A 16,263-nucleotide genomic window follows, 5' to 3' on the forward strand; every position below is an offset into this window, starting at 1 on the left:
CAGCGCTTAACCCTTGGCCCAAGATGCGGCATTGTGTGGCGCGTGAAGAGGCCGGTACGTACGCGTAGAGCTGTGGCAGGAGTGGCTGCGTTGGTGGCCGCGGCCCTGTGGGGCGCCACGGGCTGCGGCCCCTCCGCGTCCGCCGCCCACCCCACGTCCACCACGGCGGCGGCCGGCGCGCCCCGCCCCGTACCGCTCGGACACGGCAGCAAGGTCCCGTACGACTTCAACGGCGACGGCCACCCCGACCTCGTCCTCAACGACCTGGTCAAGGCCGACAGCTACGGCGACGACGCGGGCATCGCCGTCGTCTACGGCACCGCCGGACGGGGCCTCGACCCCACCACCCGCCAGATCCTCACCACCCGCCGCAACGCGGCCCCGGTCGGCGGCAGGCCGCCCGCCACGTTCGACGCGGAGGCCTCCTGCGACCTGGACGGGGACGGGTTCGCGGACCTGATCGTCACGACCGACCCGCCGTACGACGGCATCGGCCGCCCGCCCGTACCCCTCCAGATCCTCTTCGGCGGCCCCGGCGGCCTCACCGGCCGCGCGGTCGTCCTGAAGATCCCCGAGCAGGCGCGGTTCGGCAACGACTGGCCCGACCACCCCGTCTGCGGCGACTTCGACGGCGACGGCGCGACGGATCTCGCGGTCACCGCGACCGGCGGCCGCGTCAGCTTCCTGCGCGGCCCCTTCAGCCGCACCGGTGCCCCGCGCGCGGCGGGCGCCTCGCTCCCGGGCGGCGGCCCGGTGCTGGCCGCGCCGGAGCCGAGGGCGGACGTGAACGGGGACGGGTACGACGACCTGGTGGTCCGCGCCTCGGCCGCGCCGGGCGCGGCGTCCCGCCTGCTCCTCGGCGGCCCGAACGGCCCGGCCCGCCCCGGCGGCCGCTACACCGCACCCAGGGTCGCGCCCCTGCCCGCCGTACGCCTCCCCGGCCCCGGCCCGGCCCCCGTGACGGACGTGCTCCAGCTCGCGGACTTCACCGGCGACAAGGTGCCGGACGTGGTGGTGCGTACGCACCGGGGCGAGGCGAGGGATCTCGTGACGCTGTACGCGGGGACGAAGGGCGGCGGTTGGGACACAAAGCCACTCGTGGGGTTCACGACGGCGGGATGGGGCTGAGGGGCGTCCGGGCGGCCCGGCTGACCTGTGGGATCCCCTAGCAGAAGCCCCTAGGGGATGTCACAGGTCAGCCGCAAACCATGCCTCTTCCGGCCGCCCCGGCTTGGCGGTCCGTCAGACCAGGTACGTTCGAATGCGTGGCTGGATTCAGGATGGGACGCGGCCGGGACGACCGGAACGCGCGACAACAACCGCGGCAGGGGCAGGGCCAGGCGCAGCAGTGGCCGAGCCCCCAGCAGCAGCGCGCGCAGCAGTACGGGTACGGGCAGCAGCAGCCGCAGTACCCGCAGCAGGGTGAGCCGGAGTACTTCGGCGACCAGTACGGCCAGGGCCAGGACGGGTACGCACAGGGCCAGGGCGGCGGCTACGGGCAGCAGGGCGGCTACGGCCAGGGCCAGGGCGGCTACGGCGGCCCGGGCCACGGGGGCTACGGCGGCCCGGGCCAAGGCGGCTACCAGGATCCGTACGCGGACAGCCCCGGCCACACCCAGGCCTTCAGCATCGGCGAGGACCCGTACGGCTCCGGGGCGACCTACCGCGCCGGAGCGGTCACCGCGCCCCCGCCGGGCCCACGGCTGCACTGGAAGGACCTGCTCAAGGGCATCGTGATGCGCCCGGGCCCGACGTTCTGGCAGATGCGCGACTACCCGGTGTGGATACCGGCGCTCACCGTCACGTTCCTCTACGGCCTGCTCGCGATCTTCGGCTTCGACAAGGCCCGCGCGGACGTCATCAACACGACGCTCTCCAAGGCCGTCCCGGTGGTCCTCATCACCGGCGTGGTCTTCGTCATCGGCGGCATGATCCTCGGCGCGGTCACCCACACGCTGGCCCGCCAGCTCGGCGGCGACGGCGGCTGGCAGCCGACGGTCGGCCTCTCCATGCTGATCATGTCCCTGACGGACGCACCCCGGCTGCTCCTCGCCCTGTTCCTGGGCGGCGACAACGGCCTGGTCCAGGTGGTCGGCTGGCTGACCTGGCTGGCGGCGGGCGCGCTGTTCACCTCGATGGTGAGCAAGTCGCACGACCTGCCCTGGCCGAAGGCGCTGGGCGCGAGCGCGATCCAGCTGGTGGCGCTGCTGAGCCTGATCAAGCTGGGCACGATCTAGTACGTACGAGGGTGTCGTGGGCATACGGAAGGGCCCCGGGAGGCAACAGCTTCCCGGGGCCTTTCACGTACGTATCAATACCTACGTCACGCGTCCAGAACCTGACCCTCACGGCGTACGACGGGCGGCTCGACGCTCCACGGGAAGTTGATCCAGTCGTCGGTGCGCTTCCAGACGTACTCGCACTTCACCAGGGAGTGCGACTTCTCGTAGATGACGGCGGAGCGGACCTCGGCGACGTGCTCGACGCAGAAGTCGTGGACCAGCTTGAGCGTCTTGCCGGTGTCGGCGACGTCGTCCGTGATCAGGACCTTCTTGCCGGAGAAGTCGATCGCGTTCGGGACCGGCGCGAGCATGACCGGCATCTCCAGGGTGGTGCCGACGCCGGTGTAGAACTCCACGTTCACCAGGTGGATGTTCTTGCAGTCCAGGGCGTAGGCGAGGCCGCCGGCGACGAAGACACCGCCGCGCGCGATGGAGACCACGATGTCGGGCTCGTAGCCGTCGTCCGCGATGGTCTGCGCGAGGTCGCGGATGGCGCCCCCGAACTTCTCGTAGGTCAGGTTCTCGCGTACGTCGCTCATGTCACTCATACCGTTCTTGCCGTGTTGCCGCAGCTCAGCAGCTCAGACCTGGGTCCGATGGAAATTGAGGTACGACCGCGAGGCGGTCGGTCCGCGCTGGCCCTGGTACCGGGAGCCGTACCGCTCCGAGCCGTACGGCGACTCGGACGGCGAGGTCAGCCGGAACAGGCACAGCTGTCCGATCTTCATGCCCGGCCACAGCTTGATCGGGAGGGTGGCGAGGTTGGAGAGCTCCAGCGTCACGTGCCCGGAGAAGCCGGGGTCGATGAAGCCGGCCGTGGAGTGCGTGACCAGCCCGAGCCGCCCGAGCGAGCTCTTGCCCTCAAGGCGCGAGGCGAGGTCGTCCGGGAGGGAGATGACCTCGTAGGTGGACGCGAGCACGAACTCCCCCGGGTGGAGGATGAACGGCTCGTCACCCTCCGGCTCGACCAGCCGGGTGAGGTCGGGCTGCTCGACCGCGGGGTCGATGTGCGGGTACCGGTGATTCTCGAACACCCGGAAGTAGCGGTCGAGCCGCACATCAATGCTCGATGGCTGGACCATGGATTCGTCGTACGGGTCGATGCGGACGCGACCCGAGTCGATCTCTGCCCGGATGTCCTTGTCTGAGAGAAGCACGTCCCGAGGATACGCAGGGTGCGCGGGGCTGCCGTAATCGGACAGACCCGCGCGCCTCACGACGTACGACGGGGTACCCGTGTCCCTACCGCTCGCCCTCCACCGGCACGGCATGCCGCAGCCGTGCGCAGCGAGGGCACCGGATCAGCCGTCCGGGCCCGATCCGCTCGGTCCCGAGCTGCTGCATCGGGAACGATTCGGTGGTGAAGACATGCCCCTCGGCACAGCGAACGACGGTGCGTTCCAGCGAGTCCATCAAGTGGCTCAAGTCCCTTCCCCAACAACAAGCATGGACGAAGAAACCACCACATTAAGGGATGAACGGGACGCTCCTCCAGGCGGCACTCCGACGGCCCGGAACCACCCTCACGGTACGCCCCAACTCCCCGACCCGGCACCCGGATCGAGCCACCGGAACCCGCTCCGGCACACCCTCGGAACGCTGCCAGAACGCTCCCGGAACGCGAGAAGCCCCCGAGCTGATACGCCGAGGGCCTGGCATGGGGTAAGGTGAGCAACGATGCGATCCCCTTCCGGGGAGCCGTTCGCGCGAGTGTAGTTTAATGGTAGAACATGAGCTTCCCAAGCTCAGAGCGCGGGTTCGATTCCCGTCACTCGCTCCAGAAAGCCCCAGGCCCAATGGCCCGGGGCTTCTTTGTTGTCCGGGCCGTTGGGACCCTTTCGGCACGCGGTGTCCTCCAGTCGGTCATGAGCCCGACGCTGTCGCCCGCACCCCGCCATAATCGACCCATGGCCACCCCGCCCAGCGTCTCCGAGCTCCGCCGCGCCAAGTACGCCCGACGACTGCCCACCGAGCTCTCGGAGCTGCGCGGACCCGAGCACGGCACGGTCGCCCTACCCCTTCATCTGGCCTGGTCCGGCCTGACCGAGTTCGACTTGGACCAGCCCCGGCTGAGGATGAGCTGCTACCGGATCGTGCTGGCCGAGGGAATGCACGACGATCTGGTCGAGTACCTCAACCGGGACCTGCTCGTCGGCATGTGGCCGGTCCTGCGCACGCTCATCAGCCGCGACATCCGCGACGTATGGGAACACGCCTTCGCCGACCTGGTCCCGGATACGCGGGCCGTCGCGTGAACCTGACTCATCTGCACCGCCGCCTGCTGGCCGATGTGCTCGCCGTGGGCGACGCGTACCCCTTGGCAGTCACCGGCGGCTACGCCGTGCAGGCGCACGGGCTGGTCGACCGGCTGAGCCAGGACCTCGATGTCGCGACCGAGAACCCGGACTCCATGGAGAGCATCACGGCCACCGTACGAACCGGGCTGGAACAACGCGGCTGGAGCGTCCGGGCCTTGGAGACGGACCCGCTCTCCGCACGGCTGATCGTCACCGATCCCGGCAGCGGCGAGGAGTGCGAGGTCGATGTCCTCAAGGAGGTCCTCTGGCGCCCGCCCGTGCAGACCGAGTACGGCCTGGTGCTCTCCCTCGAAGACGTGGTCGGCACGAAGGTGCGGGCACTGGCCGACCGGGGACTCGCCCGCGACCTCATCGACGTACGGGCCGCGGCGGACCGCTGGAGCCCCCAAGAACTTGAGGAACTCGGGCGACGGCACGCCCGCGACACATTCGACCTCTCCGACCTTCAGGCCCGGCTGGCCGGTGCGGACTGGATCGACGACACCGAGTTCGCCGCGTACGGGCTCGGCGAGCGCGACATCAGCGCCCTGCGGCAGTGGGCCCAGGAGTGGGCGGACGACATCAACGAGCGGGTGCACGACCAGCTCGACGGCGAGTGAGCGGTGAGCCCTCCGAGCTGTCAGGTGGCGGGGAGTTGGTAGGCGAGGACGAAGGCGTCGGCCGCCATGACGGTGTCGCAGACTTCGACGGCGCGGCCTTCGGTGTCGTATGCGGTACGGATCAGATGGATGACGGGGACGCCGGGGGCGAGGTGGAGCGTGCGGACCTCGTGCGGGGAGGGCATGCGGGCGCGGATCTCCTCGTCGAAGTGGTCGAGGCGGTGGCCCTTCTCCTCCAGGCGGGCATAGATGCCGCCGGGGCCAGGGTTGGGCTCGGTGATCTGTCTGCCGCGCGCGATGTCGAGGGGGAGGTAGGAGGTCGCGAACTCGACCGGGCGGCCGTCGATGAGATAGCGGCGACGGCGGGCGAGGACCTTGCGCGGGGAGCCGAGGCGGGCGGCGACGTCCTGGGAGGGCTTCTCCTCCTTCACCTCCAGGCCGTCGACTATCCCGTCTGGGCCCTCGACGCCCTCCACCGAGTCGAGCCCGGATTCGAGGATCGCCACCGCTCCGGCACGTTGCAGGGGGTCCATCTCCGGAGCGCCCTCCGGGATGTGGGTTTCCACGCTCACCACGTACGTCACGACGACCAGCGTGGCAGGACAGGATCGCGCCGCGAGGGAAAACGACCATTTCGCGAGCGCCCTTGCTCCCGCAACCTCGGTCTCCCGTCACGCGAGCGCGCACACGCCACGGAGCGGATCCGAGAGGGCATCGCACCTCAACAGGCCGCTTCGCCCACCGCGTGCCCCAGCCGTGCCCTCCAGACCGGAAAATCCCGGTCAGCAGCGGTGCAAGCCGGTCCGCGCCAGAAGCTCTGGCCGCCCTGTTTTCGCAGGTCAAACAGCGCACCGGCCACGCAGAACCCGTTGATTCCCAAGCTCAGAGCGCGGGTTCGATTCCCGTCACTCGCTCCATGACAAAGGCCCTGGTCGATGACCGGGGCCTTGTTTGTTGTCTAGACCAATTCGGGGGTGCGTGCCATTCGCGTGCCATAAGTATCGAATCACCACGCCGAGTTGGGGCACAACAGGCCCCATCCCGAGCAGCCGGGCGCGAGCGGGCCACCCGCTCCCGCATCCAGGCCGAACGCCGAACACCACCACGCCCACGCCCTGCGCGGCGCCGTGCGGGCCATGCTCCGCGAGCCCGCCCCGAGGGCCGGTGCTCTCCTGGTGGTGTTCCTCGACGCAGCGATCCTGCTCGTCATCGCCGCCGCCCGCTGGCACCAGCTCCGCCGTCACGACCAGCAGACGGCTGCGGTCGCCAAAGCTGATCTCGGGCTCGTGCTTCGGGCAGCGTGGCCGCTCGTCAGCTCGGGGCTTCCGGAGATCGTGCAGGGAGTACGGGGCTTACGGGGCATGGGGGATCACCTCCAACGCGCGGGGCTGCAGCGTTTGCCGCGAGAAGGGTCTGGCAGCGAGGCGTCCCAACAGGGCCGAGTAGCTGCTGTTGGTGAAGGCGACTCGACTAGGTGGTGCGGACCTCAAAGGCGCGTCGGTCACGGTCTGGCGAGGAGAACAGCGGCTCTCTGTGCGAGTTCGGGAACTCCGGAAACGTTAACGGCTGGACGAGCGGGTCGCCTAGACAACTGGCGGACGGCCGAGCCGGGTCATCCGCCACACCGTCGACCACCGCATGGGCCGCCGCTTGCCGCACGGCTGGCGTACCCCTTCGGCGAACCCACCGGCCCAGGCGCGTAGGCCCCCGAGCGAGCGCGTACGGGCCAGGGTGAGGACTGTCCAGGTGGCGAGGTAGACCGGGACGAGGGGAGTGGGCAGGTGGCGCTTGGCCAGCCAGACCCGGTTGCGGGCGGTCATCCGGTGGTAGACGGCGTGCCGGGCCGGGCTGGTCCTGGGGTGCTGGAGCAGCAGGGCGGGCTCGTAGAGGATCTTCCACCCGCCGTCCAGGGCCCGCCAGGCCAGGTCGGTCTCCTCGTGGGTGAAGAAGAACTCCTCCGGCCAGCTGCCGATCCGCTCCAGCATCGCCATGGACAGCGCGTGGCCGCCGCCGAGGAAGGTGGTCACCTCGCCCCGGCGCATCGGATCGGACGACCGCAGCCGCGGTACGTGCCGCCGCTGGGTTTCCCCAGTCTCGTCCGCGATCCGGAACGACACGATGCCCAGGTGCGGGTCCTGCTCGTACAGGTCGGCGATCCGCCGGAAGACGTCCGCGTCCACGAGCAGCCCGTCGTCGTCCAAGTCCACCAGGACGTCCACGTCCCCGAACGCGCGGAGCCGGTCCATGGCCACGTTGCGGCCGCCGGACACGCCCAGGTTCTCGTCCAGTTCGACGGCCGTGACCCAGTCGGGCAGGTCGGGCAGGGGCGATCCGTTGCCGACGACCACGACGCGGACCGCCGCCTCGTCCTGCTTGGCGACCGAGTCCAGCAGGGTGGCCAGTTCGGCGGGCCGGTTGCCCATGGTCAGTACGGCCACACCCACACGCGGTCGCGTCACGACGACCCACTCCCGTTCTCGGCGTACCCCCGCGGCCCGTGATGCTAGCGGCTGAGCCGAGGCAGCCGTTCCCCGGAAGGAACCCCAGCCATGCCCTCCATCCACTTGGCCAACTACGCCCGAGGGAGCAGCAAGGGCGCCTTGGCCGCCACCCCGTACGGCGACCTCGCCGCGTACGACCTGGCCGACTTCCTCGCCCAGTGGCCCGCCCTGCACGCGGCGGCCCTGGCCCACCTCGGCGATCAGCGCGTCCACCCCACCGCGTACATCCACCCCACAGCGATCATCGGTGACGACGTGATCGTCGGCCCCCACGTCCAGGTCCACGAGTTCACGACCCTCCGCAAGGGCTCCGTCCTCGCGGAGGGGGCGCTGATCGGCTTCAACTGCGAGGTCACCCGGGCCTTCGTCGGTGAGGGCTCAGTCCTGGGCCACCGCATCGGCATCAACCACACGATCATCGGCGCCGGCGCCCACCTGTCGGCCTCCGTCACCGTCGCCGCGATCAACATGTGCGAGAACATGCGCCGCCCCGACCGCGAAGTCATCATGCGAGCCGACCGGGGCCTCTACCGGTGCCGCACCACCCAGTTCGGCGCCCTGATCGGCGACGGCACCCAGACCGGCAACAACATCTCCCTCGGCCCCGGCGTCGCCGTCGCCCGCAACTGCCGCATCGACAGCGGCGTCACCCTGGCCGCGCGGATTGTCCCCGAGCACAGCGTGATCAGTGCGCCGCATACCGCTGAGACAAGGGTGCGCGGGCGACCGAAGGTGTGACCGCCGTGGTGAGTCGTCCGGTGGGACCATCACTGGCCGGGATGAAGCGGCATCTGCCACAGGAAGCCCGCGCTCGGTTGCCTGGTGGCCGCTCCGCCCTACGATGCGTAGCAGACACGCGGCGGCCGGTGCTGCGAACCGTGTACCGACTGGTCGAGCCGGCCGCCCCTGGGCCCCCGGTCCCCGGGCCCGCGCTCACCATCCACTCTGCTCTGCCTATTGGGCCGGCCGGAGCCACTGCACCCGATTTGGCGGCTCCGGCCCCTCGTCCTCCCACGGCTGTTCGTGCCGGGGTCTGCTCCCGTGGACCCCAGATGCCGGTGAGGAAGGTGGGAGCGAGGCGAGTACGGAGGGGAGCCCACCTCCCCGCCAGGCGGCCGCCGTCGCCGTCGCGCCATCCGTGACCGGGCGGCGGCCGTCCCGCAACACACGTGCACCACCGGGGGGTTCAGCTCCCCATGGAAGTCCCGGACAAGAACAACAGCTCGCCGCCCCGTCTGTCTCCGTCGCCCGCGCGTCACGTGATCCCCCGGATCCCCCGGATCCCCCGGATCCCCCGGCAGGCTCCCAACGGACTTGGATAGCAGGTCAGTTCGGGCTACGAGCCAGTCGTGCGGTGCCGTCGCCACTACGCTGGAATGCCGCAGCGGCCCGCCCGCGCCGCGCAGAAACGCCGATGAGGGCGGTGTGTGGATATGGGTGCCACAGTTCAGGAACTGCTGGACAGCCTGCATTCGGTATCGACCAAAGCGGAGCGCCGGGCGTGGGCGATTGCCTGCGCCCGCGGCCTGGGCCTTGGCGGGATGGCCATCTCCCTGGGGCAGGAGCTGGTGTGGTTCAGCGATGAGACCAGCGCGCGCCTGGAGGACCTTCAGTTCGTCCTGGGGCAGGGGCCCGGTCTGTCCTTCCAGTACGAGACGGCAGTACGCAAGGTTCCCGACCTCGGCCTGCTGCTGGACCAGCAGTGGCCGCAGTACGCCGCCGAGGCCGGAAAGCTGGGGATCGCAGCGCTGTTCATCTGGCCTGTGCACATCGGGGCCGTGCAGATGGGCACGATGACCGGCTATCGGCGCACGGCAGGCTCGCTGAGCACGGAGCAGTCCGCGCAGGGCTGGCTGGTGGCCGACGCGCTCGCCCAGCACGTACTGGACCACTGGCCGGCCAGCACCGACGATGTGGACGGTCCCGGCCGGGCCGGCGCGGTGGATCTGCACCGGGCCGAGGTGCACCAGGCCACCGGCATCCTCAGCGTGCGGCTCGGCGTTTCGCTGACCGAAGCCCTGGACCGGCTGCGCGCCCAGACCTATGCCTGCGGCGGGTCCCTGGCGGACACCGCCCACGCCCTCATCCAGCGGGAGTTGCCGGATGACATCGACTAGGCCGGTCACACGTACCGGCTACGCTCTGCGCGGGAGTCAAGGAGTACACCCATGAGCAGGGAACAGCACATCGCCCGCACCTTCGTCGAGCTGGCCGACACCCTGGTGGAGGACTTCGATGTCATCGACTTCCTGCACCAGATGACCGTCCGCTGCCAAGAACTCCTCGACGTCACCGACGCCGCGGTCTTCCTGGCCCACCCCGGTCCCCACCTGCACAGCCCCGCACCCTGCGACCCCAGCCCCGCCCTCCAGGGCGTACTGGAAGCCGCGCGCCACGAGGGCCCGGCCGTCGACGCCCACCAGTCCGCCCTGCCGGTCACCCCGTCCAGCCCGGCCGACTCGGCCGCCCGCTGGCCGCAGTTCACCCGACAGCTCCAGCACGCCGGCTACACCCTCGCCATCGCCCTGCCGATGCGCCTGCGCCAGAGCATCCTGGGCAGCCTTCTCCTGCTGCGTACCGGAGAGCGGCCGCTGAACGCCGACGACATCGCCCTCGCCCAGGCACTCGCCGACGCCGCCACCATCGGCCTGCTCCAGGCCCGCACCATCCGCCAGCAGCACACCGTCACCGAACAGCTCCACACCGCCCTGCAGAGCCGCATCGCCATCGAACAGGCGAAAGGCGTCCTGGCGGCCCGCAACAACATCACCCTCAACCAGGCATTCGACGCCCTGCGCCATCACGCCCGGCGCCGTCGGATCCTGCTCAGCACGGTCGCCCGCGAGGTCATCGACTCCGGATTCGCCCCCGCCGTCACCCGGCCACAGCCCGGCACGTCAGACAGCGAATAGCAGCCGGCGAACAGCACCTCCAGCACCCCGGCCGACCTGTCACGCAGAACCCGCATGAACCCGCATGAACCCGCATGAACCCGCATGACCCCGCGTCCAGAGTCCCCTCACCCCCTGAGCGTCACCCCCGTGCGGTCGGCGTCGGCCGTGACCGGCAGGGCGAGTCGGCGCGCGGCCGCCTCCAGCGCGTCCCCGCTCGCGCCATGCGCCCAGACCTCCGCAATCCCGAACCGACCGGCCCTGCACAGGAGTTCGGGCAACAGCACCCCGGCCAGCCCGCGCCGCCACCACGCGGGGGCGATCAACAGCAACAGCTCGGCCCCGGTGCCGTCCGACAGGAGTCCGGCCCAGGCGACCGGGCGCCGTCCCGCCGCCTCGGCCAGCAGCCCGCGTCCCATCCGGGGCGACAGCAGCCAGGCGCACGCCGCGCGGCGGCCGGGCTGGGGCTGCGGCGCGCACAGGGCGTACAGCGCGGACACGGCCGCCCGGTCCCGCGGCCCCGCCGCACGCAGAGCGACCCGCTCCCCGCCCGGCAGCCACACCCGCCTCCCCGATCCCGACAAAAGGTTACGCACGGGACATAAGGTAGCGCTCCGTGCAGCGCGCGGCCGGGCTCGCTGCACCACCCCGTGGGGTCACCCCGCCGCCGCCATACGCGTGCGCTCGTACTCCTGGAACCCGTCCCGGACCCCCAGGAAGATCTCACTGAAGGCCAGATACCCCTCGCTGATCAGCGGCGAGTCGCGCAGTTCCTCGATGAGGAAGTAGTAGGCGCCCAGGTCCTCGGTCTCCAGTACGGCGAAGTCGGTCATACGGGTGTGGAACGCCTCGGCGTCGAAGAAGTTCGCCGTGACGCGGTCCGCGTACGCGGCGAAGACCGGCTCGATGTGCGCGGCGCGCATCTGGTTGCGCTCGGCGCGGGACAGCGACAGCCAGCGCGGCGTGACGGTGTAGGTCAGGACGATGCCGTACTTCATGGGGCCCCCGATCGGATGTGCAGCAACTGCCGATTGCCCAATTGCTAACACCGTTTACTTTCGGGGCAAGCTAAAGTTATAGGTGTTCACTCTGTCAAGCGCCGAGCGCGAAGCATCGAACGCCCAGCCCCGTACGCGCGACCAGCCCCGTACGTACGCCGCGAAAGGCCACCGTGACCAGCCGAGCAGCCACCCCCGCCGCCCCCGCCGCCCCCACCCGCCGCCACCGGGTCCGCGAGCACGCGCTCGACGAGATCCGGCGGACCGCCCGGCGGCTGCTGGTCGAGGAGGGGCCCGGTGCCGTCACCCTGCGGGCCATCGCCCGGGAGATGGGCATGACGGCGCCCGGCCTGTACCGCTACTACGCCAGCCACCACGACCTGATCCAGGCGCTGGCCGCGCACCTCTACGACGAGCTGGCCACCACGCTCGCCGCCGCGCGCGACGAGCACCCCGCCTCGGAGCCGGGGCCGCAGATGCGGGCGGTCTGCCGTGAGCTGCGGCGGTGGGCGCTGGCGCACCCCCGCGAGTTCGGCCTGCTCTTCGCCAAGCCCCTCACGGACACCGACACCGCGCCCGGGAACGCGGCCCACGACCCCGGCTGGCGCTTCGGCGGCGTCATCCTGGAGCTGATGGTGCGGCTGTGGCAGCGCGGCGGCATCCGGCCGCCCGCCGATCTCGACGCCGCGTGGATCACCCAACTCCACGAAGTACGCGAGCACTTGGCGGACGAGGACGTCCCGCTGGAGGTCGTCTACGTCTTCGTGGCCTGCTGGGCCCGCCTCTTCGGCGCGATCGCGGTCGAGGCCTTCGGGCACCTCGACTTCGCCCTGACCGACCCGGAACCCCTCTTCGAGCACACCCTCCAGGACGTCCTGACCACCCTCGGCGACCCGAACTAGAATATTGTTCTAGAACCAGGCATCATGACGCTCGCCTGGTACCGCATCGCAACAACTCTCCTGCGCCGAGGACGAGTTCGTACGACGCCGTACGGGGCTCGACACGGGGCAGTTGTTACGGGGGAGCGGTCTGTGAAGCTGTGGCGCGGGGGCAGGAAACGGGACGAAAGCCCCGGGGAAGTGGCCGAAGCAGCTGGAAAGGTCTCCGACGCGGGCTTCGCCGGGGACAGTCGGGTGCCGCCGCCGGACGGGCGGCCGTCGACGTCGACGTTGCGGCTGCTGCCCAAGGCCGACGGGACACCCCCGGCCAAGGCCGAAGAAGCGGGCCCGGGCCTCGACCTCAGCGGGAGCGGCGCGACACCCCTCTCCCCCGAAGACCCCCGCCAGATCGGCGCGTTCCCGCTCGCGGGTGTGCTCGGCTCCGGCGGTATGGGCCGGGTCTACCTCGGTATCGCGCCCGGCCACTACGCCGCCGTGAAGCAGGTCCTGCCGATCGTGGCCGAAGACCCCAGCTTCCTGCGGCACTTCGGGCAGGAGCTCGACAATCTGGCCAAGCTGCCGGGCGGGGTCAGCGCACGGCTGCTCGCCACGGACCGTACGGCCCGGCCGCCGTGGTTCGCCACCGAGTACGTCCCCGGCATCACCCTCGCCGAGGCGATGGAACTGCACGGCGGGCCGCTGCCCGCCCACTCCCTCTGGGCACTGCTGCGGGAGATGGCGCGCTGCCTGGAGGCGGTGCACGCGCTGGACATGGTGCACCGTGACCTCAAGCCCTCCAACGTCATGCTGACCACGGACAGCCTCACCCTGATCGACTTCGGCATCGCGCGGGCCGCCGACCAGAGCAAACTGACCCAGACCGGCATGGTCATCGGCACACCGGGTTTCATGGCCCCCGAACGCGCCTCCGGCGCCAAGCAGTTGACCGGCGCCTCGGACATCTTCTCGCTCGGCTGCCTGCTCGGGCACGCGGCGACGGGGCTCGCGCCGTTCGGCGAGGGCAGCGGCCTGGACCTCCTCTACCGCATCGTGCACGAGGAACCGGACCTGGACGCGGTACGGAACGTCGACGCGGAGCTGGCGGACGTCCTGCTGACGTGCCTGGCCAAGGACCCGTCGGCGCGGCCGTCGGCGACGGACCTGCTGGAGCTGACGAGCGCGCGGGCCGCCACCGCCAACGCCACCACGCCCGCCATCGCCGCCGGTCCGTGGCCGCCTGCGGTGGCGGCGCGGATCGCGCAGCGGACGGCGTTCGGGGCGTCGGTGCCGACGCCGGAGGCGGTCCTGGCGGCGACGCGTCAGGCCCCGGCCCCGGCCCCGGCCCCCGCATCCGCATCCGTGGAGCCGGTGACGGTCACGCCGAGGGAGGCCGGGAAAGCCGCCCGCGAGCCGCGACCGCGCCGTACGCGGATCATGGTGGCGGTGCTCCCCGTGGTGGTCGTCGCCGGAACCGTCACGGCGGTCACGGTCCTGCCGAACGTGTACTCCCCCTGGAGCAAGGACAGCCCGAACGCGGCGTCGTCACCGCCGGGATCCGTACCGTCCGCGTCGATGCCCCAGGGCAAGGGCTCCCAGTCCCCCGCCCCCTCGAACGCCGCATCCCCGTCCCCGGGTTCGTCCGCGTCCTCCACCGCACCCCCGCCGGGCGGCACCGGCCAGCCGGGCGGAACCAACCCGGGCGGCCAGCAGCCGGGCGGCCCGGCGACAGGCGGCAAGCCGGCCGGTACGGGAGGAACAAGCGGATCGGGCGGCTCAGGCGGATCCGGCGGATCGGACGGAAACCGGCCCCCCGGCACCTCCCAGCGGACATCCGACCCCAATCCCCCCGCCGACCCGCCCTCCTCCACCACAAGGTTCTCCCCCGGCTCCACGGCCCGCCTCCAGAACGCGCAGACCCACCAGTGCGTGTCCGGCGACGGAAACGTCTACCCGGGCTACGGCTCGTGCAGCGCCGGCTACGCCGACTCGTGGACGCTGCGCTCGACGGGCAGCGGCACTTTCCAACTGGTCAACCGGGCCAGCGGAAACTGCCTCACGGCCCCCAACGTCAACGACTACACGGCCCAGATGAGCTCCTGCACCGCCGGCTTCGGCGGCACGGGTTACCTCCACTGGCGCATCGGCACCACGACATCGGGCGGCCAGACCCTGGAGAACACGGAGACGGGCCACTGCCTGGAGATAGCCGCCCCCGCCTACGGCGGCCCTCCCGGCCCCATGGTCACCACATGCGACAGCGACCAGTCGCAGCAACTGTGGAGGAACGGCGGCTGAGGCGACCGCCGGGGCTGTCCGCGTAAAAACGAGCAAATCCCGGCGCCGACTCGACTAATGTGCCAGGCCGAGCCCTGTGGTCCCCGCGCATGCGGGGGTGGTCCCGCCGCGTCGATGGCGCTGCCGCCGGTTCCGAAGTGGTCCCCGCGCATGCGGGGGTGGTCCCGTACCGGCGGCCTCGGGGCCGATCCCCCGACTGTGGTCCCCGCGCATGCGGGGGTGGTCCCCCTCCGCCACGCCGACCCATAGCCACGGGCCGGTGGTCCCCGCGTATACGGGGGTGGTCCCCAGGAAGGGGCATGCACACACAATGCACACACATGGTCCCCGCCCATGCGGGGCTAGTCCCCTACCCGCCCCCTCGACCCGCTCCCGCCCCCGGCTTCCCCTCACGAACGCCGTCGTCGGATGCGGGTCTCCGCGATGTGCGGGGCGCTGATGACGTTGTGGGCGGGGACGATGTGGGCGCTGAGGGTGACGCCGCTGTCGACGCGGCTCGCGCGGCCGATGGCTGTGCCCGGGCCGAGGGCGATGGTGTGGCCGGTCTGGGTGACCGTCGCCGATCAGGGCACCGAAGCGGGGACCGACGAGGACAGAGGGACTCCGGCGGCGAGAAGGGCGCGGCTGCGGACGGTCGTGAACTCGTGGACCCGGACATGGGGTCCGATGATCACGTCCTCGCCGATGATGGCGGTCCGGTGGATCTCGGCCGTCGGGTGAATGCGGCCCTGGTCACCCAGGAGGGTGAGAGCAGTGGTGTGCACCTCGGGCTCGGCCGGGGATCTGGACGGAGTGGTGGGTTGTGACACGACCGCGTGTGGGTGTTGCTGTGCTGACCATGGGCAGTAGGCCCGCCGAACTGCGGGCGTTGCTGGAGTCGGTGGTCCGGCAGGACGAGCCCGCCGTACGGGTGGTCGTGGTCGGCAACGGCACCGGATCCCCGCCCGAGCTGCCGGGCCTGGGTGACCGGCGTGGAGCTGGCCGAGTACCGGGGCGTCTCGGGAGGCCGCAACGTCGCCCTGGACAAGCTGCGTGAGTACGGTGACGTCGACGTACTGGTGGACCTGGACGACGACGGGCTGCTCGTCGACACAGACGTGTTCCGACGCGTCGCGGACCTTTACGCGACGGACCCGAAGCTGGGCATCGTGTCGTTCCGGATCGCGGACGAGACGGGGCGGACCCAGCGGCGGCACGTGCCGCGGCTGCGGGCGAAGGACGCGATGCGGCGCGGTCCGGTGACGACGTTCCTCGGCGGCGGGCACGGCCTGTCGATGCGGATGCTGGACGAGATCGGCGGGTGGCCCGAGGAGTCTGCTCGCGGGGACGAGCTCTCGGTGGGGTGATCGACGGGATCCCCCTCTGACTGCTGCGAACCAGGAAGGGGCCTTCTCTTGATCAATCGGCAACGGATCTACCCAAGTGCCGGACACGGGGGGCTCACACGCCGTAAAGTCCCGTACCTCGCCGATCCTGCAGGGCGGCATCAGCAAAGCGG

Annotated in this window: 16 protein-coding genes, 1 tRNA gene and 2 pseudogenes; 11 read left to right on the forward strand and 8 right to left on the reverse strand. The window is 70.9% G+C overall.

Annotated features, from left to right (window positions below; all coding sequences use genetic code 11):
* Positions 1-90 precede the first annotated feature (90 nt).
* Positions 91-1,128, forward strand: coding sequence for an FG-GAP repeat domain-containing protein (locus ACGFRG_RS07225; RefSeq protein ID WP_393262707.1), 1,038 nt, complete (start codon positions 91-93; stop codon positions 1,126-1,128).
* A gap of 137 nt (positions 1,129-1,265) precedes the next feature.
* Complete coding sequence (locus ACGFRG_RS07230; protein ID WP_393262150.1) at positions 1,266-2,237, forward strand: Yip1 family protein; 972 nt, start codon at positions 1,266-1,268, stop codon at positions 2,235-2,237.
* 86 nt (positions 2,238-2,323) lie between these two features.
* Here the strand turns inward: ACGFRG_RS07230 and ACGFRG_RS07235 are convergent, their stop codons facing one another.
* From ACGFRG_RS07235 to ACGFRG_RS07245, 3 genes are all read right to left on the reverse strand, one after another.
* Entirely contained in the window at positions 2,324-2,821 is a 498-nt protein-coding gene (locus ACGFRG_RS07235; protein WP_188276844.1) for a phosphoribosyltransferase, read from the reverse strand.
* Between the two features lie 42 nt (positions 2,822-2,863).
* Complete coding sequence (dcd, locus tag ACGFRG_RS07240; RefSeq protein WP_188276843.1) at positions 2,864-3,439, reverse strand: dCTP deaminase; 576 nt, start codon at positions 3,437-3,439, stop codon at positions 2,864-2,866.
* Between the two features lie 85 nt (positions 3,440-3,524).
* Positions 3,525-3,707 carry a hypothetical protein gene (locus ACGFRG_RS07245; RefSeq protein ID WP_361432173.1) on the reverse strand — a complete coding sequence of 61 codons (183 nt, stop codon included), beginning with the start codon at positions 3,705-3,707 and terminating at the stop codon, positions 3,525-3,527.
* Positions 3,708-3,988: 281 nt separating this feature from the next.
* On the opposite strand from ACGFRG_RS07245, the gene ACGFRG_RS07250 reads away from it, so the two are divergent.
* The 3 genes from ACGFRG_RS07250 to ACGFRG_RS07260 all read left to right on the forward strand — a co-directional run bounded on the left by ACGFRG_RS07250 (position 3,989) and on the right by ACGFRG_RS07260 (position 5,199).
* A tRNA-Gly gene (locus ACGFRG_RS07250) sits at positions 3,989-4,062 on the forward strand.
* A 127-nt stretch (positions 4,063-4,189) separates the two neighbouring features.
* On the forward strand, positions 4,190-4,537 hold the full coding sequence (locus ACGFRG_RS07255) for a transcriptional regulator (RefSeq protein ID WP_393262153.1): 348 nt from the start codon (positions 4,190-4,192) through the stop codon (positions 4,535-4,537).
* On the forward strand, positions 4,534-5,199 hold the full coding sequence (locus ACGFRG_RS07260) for a nucleotidyl transferase AbiEii/AbiGii toxin family protein (RefSeq protein WP_361432131.1): 666 nt from the start codon (positions 4,534-4,536) through the stop codon (positions 5,197-5,199). Before ACGFRG_RS07255 ends, ACGFRG_RS07260 begins: the two co-directional genes overlap by 4 nt.
* 20 nt (positions 5,200-5,219) lie before the next feature.
* Here the strand turns inward: ACGFRG_RS07260 and ACGFRG_RS07265 are convergent.
* Positions 5,220-5,645 (reverse strand): annotated as a pseudogene (locus ACGFRG_RS07265) (GntR family transcriptional regulator); the annotation flags it as partial.
* Between the two features lie 1,137 nt (positions 5,646-6,782).
* Positions 6,783-7,658 (reverse strand): glycosyltransferase family 2 protein, encoded by an 876-nt coding sequence (locus ACGFRG_RS07270; RefSeq protein WP_393262156.1) that lies wholly within the window; start codon positions 7,656-7,658, stop codon positions 6,783-6,785.
* 90 nt (positions 7,659-7,748) lie between these two features.
* On the opposite strand from ACGFRG_RS07270, the gene ACGFRG_RS07275 reads away from it, so the two are divergent.
* The 3 genes from ACGFRG_RS07275 to ACGFRG_RS07285 all read left to right on the forward strand — a co-directional run bounded on the left by ACGFRG_RS07275 (position 7,749) and on the right by ACGFRG_RS07285 (position 10,612).
* Entirely contained in the window at positions 7,749-8,438 is a 690-nt protein-coding gene (locus ACGFRG_RS07275; protein WP_393262158.1) for a transferase, read from the forward strand.
* A gap of 803 nt (positions 8,439-9,241) precedes the next feature.
* Positions 9,242-9,817: an ANTAR domain-containing protein gene (locus ACGFRG_RS07280; RefSeq protein WP_393262161.1), complete on the forward strand. Its 576-nt coding sequence runs from the start codon at positions 9,242-9,244 to the stop codon at positions 9,815-9,817.
* A gap of 51 nt (positions 9,818-9,868) precedes the next feature.
* Positions 9,869-10,612 (forward strand): ANTAR domain-containing protein, encoded by a 744-nt coding sequence (locus tag ACGFRG_RS07285; RefSeq protein ID WP_393262164.1) that lies wholly within the window; start codon positions 9,869-9,871, stop codon positions 10,610-10,612.
* A 107-nt stretch (positions 10,613-10,719) separates the two neighbouring features.
* Here ACGFRG_RS07285 and ACGFRG_RS07290 read toward each other — a convergent pair whose 3' ends face one another.
* Together ACGFRG_RS07290 and ACGFRG_RS07295 are read right to left on the reverse strand one after the other, a co-directional pair.
* The gene (locus tag ACGFRG_RS07290) at positions 10,720-11,187 is read right to left on the reverse strand and encodes a hypothetical protein (RefSeq protein ID WP_393262166.1); all 468 of its coding nucleotides are present in this window, start codon (positions 11,185-11,187) and stop codon (positions 10,720-10,722) included.
* Positions 11,188-11,247: 60 nt separating this feature from the next.
* Positions 11,248-11,589, reverse strand: a complete 342-nt coding sequence (locus ACGFRG_RS07295) for a darcynin family protein (protein ID WP_393262169.1) — start codon at positions 11,587-11,589, stop codon at positions 11,248-11,250.
* 173 nt (positions 11,590-11,762) lie between these two features.
* Here ACGFRG_RS07295 and ACGFRG_RS07300 point away from each other — a divergent pair, with 173 nt between their 5' ends.
* Positions 11,763-12,491 (forward strand): TetR/AcrR family transcriptional regulator, encoded by a 729-nt coding sequence (locus tag ACGFRG_RS07300; RefSeq protein WP_393262172.1) that lies wholly within the window; start codon positions 11,763-11,765, stop codon positions 12,489-12,491.
* A 180-nt stretch (positions 12,492-12,671) separates the two neighbouring features.
* A complete protein-coding gene (locus ACGFRG_RS07305) occupies positions 12,672-14,765 on the forward strand; it encodes a protein kinase (RefSeq protein WP_393262175.1) in 2,094 nt (697 codons plus the stop codon).
* A gap of 563 nt (positions 14,766-15,328) precedes the next feature.
* Here ACGFRG_RS07305 and ACGFRG_RS07310 read toward each other — a convergent pair.
* Positions 15,329-15,529 (reverse strand): hypothetical protein, encoded by a 201-nt coding sequence (locus ACGFRG_RS07310; protein ID WP_393262178.1) that lies wholly within the window; start codon positions 15,527-15,529, stop codon positions 15,329-15,331.
* 38 nt (positions 15,530-15,567) lie between these two features.
* Here ACGFRG_RS07310 and ACGFRG_RS07315 point away from each other — a divergent pair.
* Positions 15,568-16,075 (forward strand): annotated as a pseudogene (locus tag ACGFRG_RS07315) (glycosyltransferase family 2 protein); the annotation flags it as partial.
* Positions 16,076-16,263: the final 188 nt, after the last annotated feature.

This window comes from Streptomyces sp. NPDC048696 (genome assembly GCF_043198895.1).
Taxonomy (GTDB): domain Bacteria; phylum Actinomycetota; class Actinomycetes; order Streptomycetales; family Streptomycetaceae; genus Streptomyces.